The organism is Acidicapsa ligni, from assembly GCF_025685655.1.
Taxonomy (GTDB): Bacteria; Acidobacteriota; Terriglobia; order Terriglobales; family Acidobacteriaceae; genus Acidicapsa; species Acidicapsa ligni.
In genome coordinates this window covers 407,981-420,726 of the sequence record NZ_JAGSYG010000003.1, presented here as the reverse complement: position 1 = coordinate 420,726, position 12,746 = coordinate 407,981, and the positions used below count along the sequence as shown (strand labels likewise).

Genomic DNA, 12,746 nt, shown 5'->3' with positions numbered 1-12,746 from the left:
CATAGAGCCTTAGATGTTTGGCTTCGCAGGTGCAACTGCAAGAGGTTCGGTTTCCCTTTGAGATTATGAGGTGTGCGGAATGGCCAATTTTCTAAATGACCTGCGGTACTCGATTCGGCAATTGCGGAAATCTATCGGTTTCACGATGGTTTGCGTGCTTACGCTGGCGTTGGGAGTTGGCGCAAACACTGCTGTATTCAGCGTGATGAACGCGGTGTTGCTCAAGTCATTGCCCGTGTCTGATCCGCAGCGCGTGGTGTATCTCCGCACTTCCAATCCTCCGCTTAACACGGGCACGATCAATACGAATGAGACGTTCTCCTATCCGGTTTACGATGCTCTGCGCAGGCAGCATGATGGCCTGGCAGATGTCATGGCCTATGTGCCGCTATCGTCCGGCAAGGTCGCTGTGCGTTTTGATGGAGCGCCCGAGGAAGCGGAAGGCGATATGGTTAGCGGCAACTTCTTCTCGGGGCTGGGTGTGGAAGTGGCGCGAGGCCGCGGCTTTACAGCGGAGGATGAAGGGCTGCATGCTCCGTATGCGGTGATCAGCTACAAGTACTGGACGCAGCGGTTTTCGCGGAGTCCGGAAGTGATTGGGAAGACGTTTTATGTAAGCGGGGTTCCGCTGTCGATTATAGGCGTGGCTGCCGAGGGGTTCGAGGGTACGGAGGCTGGTCATTCGACGGATTTCTGGATTCCTCTGCAACATCGAGTGGAGTTGAATGCATGGGGTAATCCGCCGGATGACGGCAAGTTATATCAAGATGACGGAACGTGGTGGTGCATGCGGATGATTGCGCGTGTTGCTTCGGGTGTGACGAAGACGCAGGCAATTGCACGGCTGCAATCGGAGTTTCAAACGGCGGCGTATATCGGGCTTGGAAATCCTCAGCCGGGTGAGAGGAAGCCGGTGTTGGGCTTCGTGGATGCGAAGAGTTTTCCTGGGTACGATGCGCAGTACGGCAAGCCGCTGCGCATGTTGATGGCGATGGTGGGGCTGGTTCTGCTGATTGCGTTAAGCAATGTGGCGATGTTGTTGATGGCTCGCAACGCTGCACGGCAACGTGAGTTTTCATTGCGGCTGGCGCTGGGTGCGGGACGAAACGAGTTGTTTCGGCAGTTACTGACGGAGAGCCTGCTGCTCGTGGCCGTTGGCGGTGGGCTGGCATGGATGTTTGCTGCTGTTGCGACGAAGGCTTTAGGGTCATGGGCGCGGATTGAGACCAGCCTGGCTGCGGATAACACTGTGCTGCTGTTTACGCTGGGAATCCTTGTGCTGGCTGCGTTGTTGTTTGGATTGGCACCGTTGCGGATTGCGCTTTCGGCTGGGCCCGGGCTGGTGCTGAAGACTTCTTCGGCTACTTCGAATACGGATGCGAGGAATTCGCGGACGGGCAAAGTCATTGTGACTTTGCAGATGGCTTTGTGTGTGGTGTTGCTGGTGGGCGGAGGGTTGCTGGTTCGCACGCTGAGGAATCTGCAGAATATTTCTCTGGGTTTTCCTGCGGATGGGCTGGTTGTGTTTGGGGTAAATCCTCAGTCGCATTCGGTTGCAGAAGGTATCCAGTTTTATCAAGGATTGATGCGCAAGTTGCGCATGTTACCTGGTGTGGAGTCCGTCTCGATCATGGAAGAGCGGCTGGGTTCGTGGTCGTCAGACAATAGCGCGATGATGGTGGATGGCAAGTTGCCGGAGATAGCGAACGGTTCTTCGGGGACAGTGCGCAGCAACGTGATTGGGCCTGACTTCTTTCATACGCTGGGTGTGCCGGTGTTGATGGGCCGCGACTTCAAGGATTCGGATACAGCGAGTTCGCCGCATGTCGGAATCATCAATGAGCAATTTGCGAAACGATTTTTTCCGAACGAGAATCCATTGGGGCATACGATCGGATCGGACAACGGCCAGTACACGATGGCCGTGGTCGGAGTGGTAAAAGATCACAAGTACAGAAGCGTGGATGAAGAGCCGATTCCAATGGCGTGGTACATGTATGCGCAGATTCCAATCACGATGAAGATGCATGTCGAGATGCGCGTTCACGGCGATCCATTGGCAATTTTGCCGAGTGCGCAGAAGGTGCTACAGCAGATAGATCCGACACTGCCGCTGATAGAGCCGATGACGCAGCGGGCTCAGTATGAGACGACGATTTCGCAGCAACTGTTGTTTGCGCGGCTTGCGGGCTTCTTCGGGTTACTGGCCGTGGTGCTGGTAGCGACGGGGCTTTATGGGACGCTGACGTATCGCGTAAACAATCGCACGGCGGAGATTGGTGTACGGATGGCACTGGGCGCGCGACGCGGGCAGGTGGTGTGGATGGTGTTGCGGGACAGCCTTGTTATGACGGCGATCGGAGTTGCTATTGGTGTGCCGCTGGCAGGGCTGGTTTCGCAAGCGCTTGCCTCTACACTCTATGGAGTGAAGCCATACGACATTTTCAGCTATTCGATGGCAGTGTATGGGGTGGTGATTGTAGCGCTGGTGGCAAGCCTGATTCCGGCGCGCAGAGCAGCCAGTGTCGATCCTCTGAGTGCGCTGCGCGCGGAGTAAGTGGATGTTGCTGCTAACGCTTCATGGAGATCTCGGAGCCATAGAGTGCGAGTAATGGATGGTGGATAACGGCGCGAAATTCGTATGTCGTTTTTGGGGAGAGCCCTTCGATATGCGCGGTGATCGGGCCGGGTTTCATTATGGTTTGTATCGGCGTGGCGATCCACGGCGAGGAGCGCGAATTAACGTCCTCTCCGAGAATCGGACGATATTCAAATCCAACCTGAAGCGAGGAACTGTCGCCCATGTCCAGAACATTGCCTTGCAGTGTCTCCTGCTGACCGGAAGGCTCTGCGATTGATCCGATGGTCTGCACATGCGGAGGAGCGAATGCCGGTTCAACATTTGTGATCTTCAACACAACCGGGTTCGGCCAGCGGAAGTTGTCCTGCAATCGTTGTGCCTGCATCGCGCGGATGTGGAGGCCATCTTTTTCCTGATGCCAGCTTGATTCAGGCTTGATCTCCGCGTGGTATTCGACAATCTGACCGCTCTGGCCAAGGATGCTTACTTCCGTTTTATCCGTTGCATGAACCGAATGCAGCGTGAAGTCCTTCCAGGTGGCACGCGGCCACGGCGTATCGGATTCGACGATGGCGTACAGCGTGTTGCTGTCTTTCTTTTTCGTAAACCAGGTATCGCCTTCGTTGGTGATAACCCAGGGGCGCACACTATAAATTGCATCCGAGTTCACAAACATCCAAAGGGCGATTTCGCGCAGGCGTTCTTCTTCTTCGATAGGCAGTTCGCCATTCGGTTTGGGGCCGACATTGAGGAGGAAATTGCCGCCCTTGGCACGTGTCTGAATGAGCATGCGAATCAGTTCGCCACCGGACTTGTAGTGCTCGTTTTGTGGCTGGTACTGCCATGCTGTGCCCATGGTCATACAGGTTTCCCAGGCGCCGGGTATCGGCATGCCGGGGATGGTGAGTTCGGGCGTTTTGATTGCGCCGCGTGTGACGACGATGTCGGGATTGAGCTTCCATGCGAGGTCGCGAAGTCCGTCCGCTTCGCCATCCAAAAAGAGTGCGTCGATCTTGCCGTAGTGCGTCAGAAGCTCGTTGATCTGGGTTTGGTCGTATTGCATCAGGCCGGGGTTATTGCGCGGCTGCACTCCGGGAACAGAGCGCTGGATCGTCTTGCCATGCTGATGCAGCCACCAGAAATCATCCGGCGAATAATAAACACCTGTGGCGATACCCTCAGAGCGAAAGGCGTCGAAAACCTCTTTCGTGATATCGCGATGAAAGGGCGTATTCATGATGCCGAATGGAGTCGTTGCCGTGTCGAACATCGCAAAACCGGAGTGATGCTTCGTTGTAAACATCACATATCGGATGCCCGCCAGGTGCGCAAGCCGCGCCCAATCCAATGGATGAAACTCGTGCGGGTCGAAGGATTTCGGCAGATCTCCGAAAAAGCGATCGGTATATTCAGGCGACGCACCGACGAGCGAATGGCTGATGACTACGCCAAGCTGGCTGTCGACGCTCCAGTGAATGAAGAGGCCAAAGCCCTGATCGCGAAACCAATCCAATCGTTCCGGCTTGTTCAACGAGCCTTTCTCAACATCGTCCTCGGGAGTGACAGCGGAGATAGCGAGCTGGCTGCCGAGCAGCAGAAAAGTGGTGGATAGGCAGAGGATACGGCAGAGACGTCGCGTTCCGAGCATAGGAAGCAGATCCCTTCAGATGGAGGTTAAATGCCCTGAATAAGGCACCACAACCATATATGAAACCAGGAAACTTCTCCTTAGTTAAATAATTTGTGGTTGTGAAGATGTTCCGTATATGAATATTGTTAATCACTAATGATAGAGTGTTTGGCGAGTCATTTTTGCGGATCCGATTGCGGCGAAGTTCTGCGGCATGCCCAGGAGTGGCCATACAGATCGGAAAAGGAGACGGATGATGAAGGTATCGAGGAGAGCATTTTCAAAGGGCTGCGTCATTGCTGCATCGGGCCTTGCGATTGGCGATGCTACGCAGGCTTGGGCCCAGATTGAGGGTGAAAAGTACAAGGTTGGCAAGAAGCATCCGGTACCTTCCATTCAGGATACGGAGACGCCTGCGGAGAAAAATGCGCGCCTGCAGTGGTTTCGTGAGGCGCGGTTTGGCATGTTCGTTCACTGGGGGCTCTATTCGATTCCTGCGGGCCGCTGGGATGGCAAGGAGGTTCCGGGAATTGGCGAATGGATCATGAATCGTGCCTCGATTCCCGTTGCGGACTACAAGGCCCTAGCGCCCAAGTTCAACCCGACCCAGTTCAATGCCGAGGAAATTGTGGGGCTGGCTAAGTCGGCGGGGATGAAGTACATCGTGATTACGGCCAAGCATCACGATGGGTTTGCGATGTTCGAGTCGAAGGCCGATCCTTTCAACATTGTCGATGCTACGCCGTTCAAGCGCGATCCGATGAAGGAATTGGCTGCGGAGTGTCGCAAGCAGGATATGAAGCTTGGCTTCTATTACTCGCAGGATCAGGATTGGACGGCGCCTGGTGGCGCTGCTTATAAGACCGGCGATCATAAACCGCCGACCTTTCATTGGGATCCAGCACAGGATGGAAATTATGCGGAGTATCTGCGCAAGAAGTCGATACCGCAGATGCGGGAACTGCTGACGAATTACGGTGACTTTCCGGTGATCGTGTGGTTTGACACGCCGACCAAGGACATGACTCCGGAGCTTGCTGGTGAAGTTGTGAAATTGTTGAATGAGCATCCGAAGCTGATCTGGAACAACCGTCTGGGTGGCGATTATAGCGGAGATACCGAGACTCCAGAGCAGTACATTCCTGCACAGGGATATCCTGGCCGCGATTGGGAATCGTGCATGACGATGAACGATACCTGGGGATACAAGCAGGACGATAAGAACTTCAAGAGCACTGAGACGCTGCTGCGGAACCTGATCGATATTGCCAGTAAGGGCGGCAACTATCTATTGAACATTGGCCCCATGCAGACTGGAGAAGTGCCGGTCGAGGAGGTTGAGCGACTGCGAGAAGTGGGCAAGTGGCTCGCGGTGAATGGCGAATCCATTTATGCTACGCAGCCGACGTTGTTTGGTGCTGAGGCCGGTGCATTCTCTGCAACGGAAAAGGATAAAGAAGGCAAACCGAAGTTTGTGCCGAGTTGGAAATGGCGATCGACGACCAAGTCGAATGAGGTTTACATTCATTTGTTCGAGTGGCCGGGTTCGACTTTTCATCTGGACAAGATGCCGCGTAATGTAACGGGCGCTTATCTGTTGTCTGACAACGCAAAGACTCCGTTGAAGGTAACGAAGAGCGGCGGAGGTCTGGATATCGCATTACCTGGGCAGATGCCGGATCCGATCGCAACGGTGCTTGTGCTGACGACTGCATAAAGAGAGCGGGCTCACCTGGCTAGTCTGAGTGAGCCCGGCTTCGCATAATTTTTCAATGACGCGCAAGGAGCACAAGCGCCTATGGCTTTCGATCACCCGCATACATCGGCGCTTCCGGATACACAGTCGATCAAGATGCCACGGCCTAAACAGCCACGGCCAATCCTTGTGATTGGGGCGGGAGGCATCGTTCGCGCGGCGCACCTGCCGGCCTATGCGATGGCTGGTTTTCCTGTTATTGGAATCATGGATGAGAATGCGGAACGGGCAACGAGCCTGGCTACGGAGCGCGGTATTCCGAATGCCTTTTCCACGATTGCCGAGGCGGTTCGTTTCGCTCCTGATGATGTCATTTTTGATGTCGCAGTTCCGGCTTCTCAGTTGGTGCATATTCTTCCTCAACTGAAGGATGGAACTGCTGTGCTGATGCAGAAGCCGATGGGCGAGACGCTGGCAGAAGCTGCGGCCATACGCGAAATCTGCAGGAATAAAGGGCTAACCGCATCGGTGAATTTTTCGTTGCGATACTCACCCAACAATCTTGCTGTGCAGGCGCTTGCGGATGCCGGGATGATTGGCGCGATTCACGATGTCGAGGTGCAGACGAGTACGTTTACTCCGTGGCATCTATGGACATTTTTAGCAACTGCGCCACGATTGGAAATTCTCTATCACAGCATTCATTACTTCGACCTGATTCGTTCGTGGCTGGGCAATCCTCGCAGCGTTTCGGCAAAGACGGTGAAGAGTCCTCATGCGGCGGGGCTGGCAGCGACGAAGACGGTGGCGATTCTCGATTATGGCGATGCGATGCGGGTGTTTGTCGCGACGAATCACAGTCATGAATTTGGAGAAGCACATCAGCATAGCTTTGTGCAGTTTGAAGGATTGCATGGTGCTGCGCGCATGACGATGGGTGTGAACCTCGATTATCCAACCGGAAGACCGGACACGGTGGAGTATGCTCGGCGTGGTGCTGGCGAGGCTTCGTGGACTTCTGTTCCAATCCAGGGCAACAATTTTCCTGATGGGTTCATGGGCCCGATGGGAGCTTTGCAGGCTTATGTAGAAGGCTCTGCGGCCAGTTTGCCAACGCATTTTGAAGACGCATATGAGACGATGGCTCTGGTCGAGGCGCTTTACCGTTCGAGTGATAACGGCGCGGCTTATGTCTCATTCAAGGACGACATTTAAAGGCAGTGTGCTATCCGAAGGGGAAGATGATGAAGCGATATGGAATGGTCATTCGACTGAGGTCTGAACACGAGGAGGCATACAGGGTCGCGCATAGTGCAGTCCCGCAGGATGTGCTTCACACGATTCGCGAATGCAATATAGAAAACTACTCGATCTTTCTTCGTAGCTCGGTATTGTTTGGCTACTTCGAGTATGTCGGATCGGACTTCTCCGCAGATATGGCCAAGATGGCTGCTGACCCTGCAACGCAACGATGGTGGGCAATCATGAACCCGATGCAGGAACCGTTTCCGGATCGACCTGCGGGGGAGTGGTGGTCGCAGATGGATGAGGTCTTTCACCTGGACTGATGTCAGTCTCCGCCGATCTCTTTGGAGATTTGCAGGCTGGCTTGCCGCAGGTGGGCGCGAACGTCCTTACCTGTGGTTTGATCCTGAATTCTTTTCAGAAAGGGAATGGAGAGGGCTGCAATGGCGTAGCCCTGGTTATCCATTATCGGAAAGCTGATATTCATCACTCCGCTTACCTGGTAGCTTTCGCGTTCTTCATAGCCCCGCTGGCGGATTTTCGAGAGATGCCTTTCCAGATCGGATGGGACATTTTTCTTGGTATCGCGCTGCCATTCGAGAATGGCGCGTTCGCGTATCTCTGCACGTTGATGTGCAAGGATTACATGGCCTGTGGCTGCTTCCATGAGGTCAACGCTTGAACCGGCTTTGACGTAGAAGCCCGTACTGGTGGGTGCATCTGCCTGGGCGAGAATGATCACCTGGCCGCCATCGAGTACGCCGAGGTGGCAGGATTGGTTAGTTTTTTGAGCGACGTCGTGCATGATGGGAATCGCTTTTTCTGTCAGGCGTTTCACGGGAGGATGTTCCTGCCCGAGCTTGAAGAGCTTCAGCGTTAACCGCAGGCGATCCTCTCCCGGTGACTCGGCCAGATAGCCTCGTCCTTCAAGGCATACAAGCATTCGGAAGATTTCAGAAACGGTGCGACCTAGCCGGCGAGCGACCTCACGCTTGGTCAGTTCTTCTGATGTGGATGCGAACAGTTCGAGGATGTCCAGGCCTTTTTCGAGGGCCGGAGTGGTGTATCGAGATGCTGGTTCAACTACCTTTTGCTTAGGCACTAGGCAAGATCTCCTGGTCACAGCATGAGTACGCCGAAGTTGATGAGCATTCTACTGCATCCATCGGAGAAATGGTTGTCTCGTTTGCTGTGCAGGAACTCTTGTTCCCGGCCCATCGTGTGCACGAAGAGTAAAGGGCTCGCGTTGGCACCTCTCTCAAGTGATTTTACGTATTGGAATCGCACGGCTGATGAAATCATACTGCGATAGAAGTGGCTTCGTCGAGATGTGGGCATATCACGCTGCTCATGTCGCTACGAAACAGATTCAGCCATGCCTCAATGCTTGTCTTTCCCGCCAACTTGATTCCGTTGATGCTTTATTGCTTTATCTGAGATTGAAAGTTTGCTGGCGCCTTATATTTCGCCGTCTGCAGGTGCTCACAGTAGAGGACGAGTTCGCCGGGGTGTTTGAAGACTTCATAGGAAACGCGCACGATCCCCATGTCTGGATATTTGGGCGCTTTCTCAAGGTTGGTGCGAATGGTGTAAATCGTGTCTCCCAGAAAGACGGGCTTGATGAAACGCAGCTTGTCATAGCCGTAGCTGAAGGTATGAACGCAGTTGTGCGCCATGAGTCCGAGGCCAAGGCTGAAGACAAAAGCACCGGCTACGATTCTTCTTCCGAAGATACCCTCTTCAACGGCAAAGACTTCATCGGCGACATAAGGGTGCATGTCCATGACCAGCGCATTGAAGGCCATGCTCTCGCCCTCTGAGATCGTGCGCCGAATGGAGCGCATACGGCTACCGATCTCAAAATCTTCGTAGTGCCAGTCTTCCGAGTGAAAGAGCGGGATATCCTTGTGCTTCGCTGCGTCGGGATTCGGATTCTTCATGATTGGCCTTGTGATGCATTGTGATTCTTTGCGCGCCGAAGTGTGTTGCTCCTTTGGATAATTACGACCCGAAGGGTGGATGACCAATCAGGCTTGGATCGTAGGCATGCAATGCCGGAAGTTTATGCTCCGGGACGAATTGGTCCCACTTGGTAACTTGCTCTGGCTCGGCTACTGCAGATGCTGTTTCGAAATGCAGCGTGACAATCTGCTGCGGACGAACAGGGAAGTTGTAATGTGCGCCCTTCGCATGCGTGGATATGGGCTTTCCTGTGAGGTCGGTGAATGTGAGTTTGCTGTGTGGGAGCAGCAGTGCCAGTTCGGCTTGTCCTGATTTGCCGATGCACTCCACGAGCCTTATCTCGATGTGATTGCCCTCTCGGCGCATGGCCTCGACAATTACATTTTCCGATGTTGTAAGAAATGACTTCGATGGCATTGCTGTTCGATCTGCGACGAGGACAGGCTCGCGGTTGTACTCCCATGCGGCGCGAGCGATGGAGGCCTGATCCCACTCCTCGCTATGAGGCAGCAACGCAAAGGGCATTGCATGACGGCCCTTGCCGCTGAGCCAGGAGTTTTCATAGCCCCAGTACTTGTCTTCTGCATTGATCAGATAGACTGCCGCTGAACGATTGTTCAACTCGCGTCCGCTGAGTCCGCGATCGAGAAGTGCGATGCCTCCGCCGCCGATCAAGGAGTAATCGATCCATCTCACTGCAGGTACGATGCCTTTGGTCCATCCATGCAGCTCAGGGTTGGGGGTAGCCCATGCGCCGTGAGAAAAGCCGTATGGAATTCCTCTTCGAACGTCGCGAATATCTTCAGCCCAGGGGAACTCGGCAAAGACGACAGTGTAGTTAGGAATATCGTTCAGTTCTGTCTCGAAATCAATACGCGGGTGGTTGTTATAAAGGCGTATGGTGCGGTGCAATGCGCCTCCGCCATAGAATGTTCCGCTGACGCGAATCGTGGTGGTGATGGGGCCTTTGGACACTTGAATTGTCGAGTGGCTATCGGCGCTGGTGGCGATTCTCTCTCGCTCAGGAATAGGCGGCATGTGGTCGCCAGCGTCATCCGGCTTTTGCCTGGGACGCTCGGCGATGACTTTGTTCGCAGGGCCGGATAGCAATTCGCGACCGGATGTTTTCATCTTCAGGCTGGCAATATCGCCGGTGGCCGGGTCCATTTTGATGAGGTAATACCTGGTCTCGATGGTTGTGGATGCTTCCGTTGGTGCGGCGGATTCTGGAGCTTTATCGGAGAGCTTCCAGCTACCGAGGCTCATCGATGGCATCTCGACGTGGCAGAGCACGGAGCCATCCTCAAGCTTTTCGCAAGCGATGCCTTCGAGGCTTTTGCCCTGCGGCAGAGTTAGTGCAATCGGATCGTTTCGCTTCCAGTTCAGTGGATTGAAGAGAGCTACTTCATTGCCTGAGCTCACGACGCTGGATGCTGCGGATGCAAGCACTGTATCGGTGGTCTTTTCTACCCATTCGAATCGATCCTGTGCGTCCCACGATTTCTGATCGACGAAGACCATTCCGCCTGCCGATCCCCACAATGTATTCCGATCCATGTTGAGGCTCATGAGAATCCATGCATCGTACAAATATTGCGATGGATACTCATATTTCGTTGTGAGGCTCGCGATGGTGGCCAATGCTTCGGATGCCTGAAGTGCCTGTTCATCGCGACGATACCAGGTTTTTACCTTTTGATTATCGATCCAGAAAGCATCGAAATCATAGGCTGTTCCAGCTTGTACGGTTGGAAGGGAAACATGGCCGGATGCAATCTCGGGTTTGATTATGTCGATGTATCGGCTCAAGGTTGTAAACCGAATTTGACGCCCTGGTTCTGCTGCGGACCAGTCGTGGAGAAATTCGGTGGGATACTGTTTTACCGCCGGTGCTGTGGAGTAGTCCTCGCTTCCTCCGAGCACCATGATGGGCGCGCCAGCAGGCGTGATGGAATCCTTATTCGCGAAGAAGCTTTCCAGTTCTCCAAGCTGTGGCGAGGTAAGTGGTGTCTTTGTAGAGAAGATGCTGCTGGCATCTGTATAGCTGCCTGGGCACAGGGTTAGAATCTTTGATCCGTCCGGAGCAGTGGTCCAATAGAGGCTCTTGCCTGTTGGATTTTTGCGAGTATAGACCATCGCTTCCATCCCCAGTCCAGAGACGATTTGCGGCATTTGATCGTGCACTCCGCAGGTGTCGATGTTCCACGCATAACGCGGGGTGAGTCCAAACATTTTCTGATACCAGCGTTGGCCGATCACGCCGAGGCGCACGAGTGCTTCTCCACCGGAGAGATTGATTGTGGACTCCAGGAAGAAGCCGTTCACCAGCTCAACTCTCTTCTCCGCGACCCTCTGCTTCAACTCTGGAATGCGCTGAGGCTGAAAGTTCATGATGGCGATGATGTTGTTGATTTCGGATAGGACGAACTCGTAATTCGCATCATCCCGCACACGATCCAGATGGCTTAGATAGCTGTTGGCGCAGTAGATTCGTTCCTTTGAAAAGGTGGTGAGCCAGCCGCAGCTCGCAGGATGAAAGTTGGGAACGATAAAGACGACGCGCTTTGCAGACGCGGCCAGAAGGGTGGTTTTACTGCCTGCGATGATAGCCGCGGCAGAAGTTAGTCCGGCTACAAACTGCCGGCGATTCCAGCTCGTGTATCTTTTCAGATTTGACACGCCCTATCTCCTCAAGGTTGTTCCTCTGTTCGGCATCAAATTTACATATAAATTAGAATTTTGTATATAAAAATTACTATTTTAGTTTTTAAACACGATTCCGATGTGGTTCCTGGTTCTTTTTGGGGAGTAGGGATTGGGTGCCAGGTTTGTGCGTGAGTTCACTCTGGCAGATATAATCGCTTTCGCGTTGTGCTTTTATAGTTCTTCGCTTGTTATTTACCAGGCAGCTAAAAAAGGAGAGTTGAGTGTCTCGACGATTTGCGTATGTGCTTTTTTGCAGCCTTATTACCGTGTCTCTACTGGTGGTGCCTGCGCGTGGGCAGGGTGGAAAAATCATCGCGGAAAAGATTGAATGGACATGGGAAGTCACTCCCGACCATCCACGAGCAGATCTGCCTAATGTTCTTCTGCTTGGTGATTCCATTACGCGGAATTACTTTCCTACGGTGACGAAGGAACTGGATGGCAAGGCGAATGTTTATCTCTTCGCTACCTCATCTGCGATTGGAGACTCCCGGCTTGCTCCGCAGCTTCGAGAGTTCTTTACGATGGAGAGCACGCATTTCCGGGTAATTCACTTCAACAATGGAATGCATGGGTGGGGATTCACGGAGTCGGAATACAAAGCTGCGTTTCCCGCTTTGATTGAAGCGCTGCATACGGACGATCCGCAGGCGAAGCTGATCTGGGCCAATACCACTCCGGTAAAGAAAGATAATCCGGAAGGCGCGACCAATGTTCGTATCGTGGCCCGGAATGATATTGCAGCCTCGATTGTGAAAGAAGAGAAGATACCAATCGACGATCAGCATGAGGTTATTCATCAACATCCGGATTTATATAGTGACGATGTGCATCCCAACGAAACGGCAAGTGCGATTCAGGGTAAGCAGGTAGCCGCAATGATTGAGAAATTGCTTTAGAGCGATCTGCTTACTTATGAGAGAGCA

At 53.5% G+C, this 12,746-nt stretch carries 9 protein-coding genes; 5 read left to right on the top strand and 4 right to left on the bottom strand.

Going from position 1 to position 12,746, the window contains the following annotated elements:
- Positions 1–79: 79 nt before the first annotated feature.
- On the top strand, positions 80–2,557 hold the full coding sequence (locus OHL19_RS12160; RefSeq protein ID WP_263357967.1) for an ABC transporter permease: 2,478 nt from the start codon (positions 80–82) through the stop codon (positions 2,555–2,557).
- A 13-nt stretch (positions 2,558–2,570) separates the two neighbouring features.
- Here OHL19_RS12160 and OHL19_RS12155 read toward each other — a convergent pair whose 3' ends face one another.
- Positions 2,571–4,229, bottom strand: coding sequence for an alpha-L-fucosidase (locus OHL19_RS12155; protein WP_263357966.1), 1,659 nt, complete (start codon positions 4,227–4,229; stop codon positions 2,571–2,573).
- Positions 4,230–4,464: 235 nt separating this feature from the next.
- Between OHL19_RS12155 and OHL19_RS12150 the strand changes: the two genes are divergently transcribed.
- The 3 genes from OHL19_RS12150 to OHL19_RS12140 all read left to right on the top strand — a co-directional run bounded on the left by OHL19_RS12150 (position 4,465) and on the right by OHL19_RS12140 (position 7,475).
- Entirely contained in the window at positions 4,465–5,928 is a 1,464-nt protein-coding gene (locus OHL19_RS12150) for an alpha-L-fucosidase (RefSeq protein ID WP_263357965.1), read from the top strand.
- Positions 5,929–6,009: 81 nt separating this feature from the next.
- On the top strand, positions 6,010–7,122 hold the full coding sequence (locus tag OHL19_RS12145; RefSeq protein WP_263357964.1) for a Gfo/Idh/MocA family protein: 1,113 nt from the start codon (positions 6,010–6,012) through the stop codon (positions 7,120–7,122).
- A 26-nt stretch (positions 7,123–7,148) separates the two neighbouring features.
- Complete coding sequence (locus OHL19_RS12140; protein ID WP_263357963.1) at positions 7,149–7,475, top strand: L-rhamnose mutarotase; 327 nt, start codon at positions 7,149–7,151, stop codon at positions 7,473–7,475.
- A 2-nt stretch (positions 7,476–7,477) separates the two neighbouring features.
- On the opposite strand, the gene OHL19_RS12135 is transcribed toward OHL19_RS12140, so the two are convergent.
- The 3 genes from OHL19_RS12135 to OHL19_RS12125 all read right to left on the bottom strand — a co-directional run bounded on the left by OHL19_RS12135 (position 7,478) and on the right by OHL19_RS12125 (position 11,793).
- Positions 7,478–8,254, bottom strand: a complete 777-nt coding sequence (locus OHL19_RS12135; RefSeq protein ID WP_263357962.1) for an IclR family transcriptional regulator — start codon at positions 8,252–8,254, stop codon at positions 7,478–7,480.
- Positions 8,255–8,573: 319 nt separating this feature from the next.
- The gene (locus OHL19_RS12130) at positions 8,574–9,092 is read right to left on the bottom strand and encodes a MaoC family dehydratase (RefSeq protein ID WP_263357961.1); all 519 of its coding nucleotides are present in this window, start codon (positions 9,090–9,092) and stop codon (positions 8,574–8,576) included.
- Between the two features lie 61 nt (positions 9,093–9,153).
- Positions 9,154–11,793 (bottom strand): glycoside hydrolase family 38 N-terminal domain-containing protein, encoded by a 2,640-nt coding sequence (locus tag OHL19_RS12125; RefSeq protein WP_263357960.1) that lies wholly within the window; start codon positions 11,791–11,793, stop codon positions 9,154–9,156.
- Between the two features lie 248 nt (positions 11,794–12,041).
- On the opposite strand from OHL19_RS12125, the gene OHL19_RS12120 reads away from it, so the two are divergent.
- Entirely contained in the window at positions 12,042–12,719 is a 678-nt protein-coding gene (locus tag OHL19_RS12120) for an SGNH/GDSL hydrolase family protein (protein WP_263357959.1), read from the top strand.
- The last annotated feature ends 27 nt before the right edge of the window (positions 12,720–12,746 follow it).

Coding starts and splice junctions, on each gene's coding strand:
- OHL19_RS12160 (WP_263357967.1), top strand. CDS start 80: ATGGCCAATTTTCTAAATGACCTGCGGTACTCGATTCGGCAATTGCGG.
- OHL19_RS12155 (WP_263357966.1), bottom strand. CDS start 4,229: ATGCTCGGAACGCGACGTCTCTGCCGTATCCTCTGCCTATCCACCACT.
- OHL19_RS12150 (WP_263357965.1), top strand. CDS start 4,465: ATGATGAAGGTATCGAGGAGAGCATTTTCAAAGGGCTGCGTCATTGCT.
- OHL19_RS12145 (WP_263357964.1), top strand. CDS start 6,010: ATGGCTTTCGATCACCCGCATACATCGGCGCTTCCGGATACACAGTCG.
- OHL19_RS12140 (WP_263357963.1), top strand. CDS start 7,149: ATGATGAAGCGATATGGAATGGTCATTCGACTGAGGTCTGAACACGAG.
- OHL19_RS12130 (WP_263357961.1), bottom strand. CDS start 9,092: ATGAAGAATCCGAATCCCGACGCAGCGAAGCACAAGGATATCCCGCTC.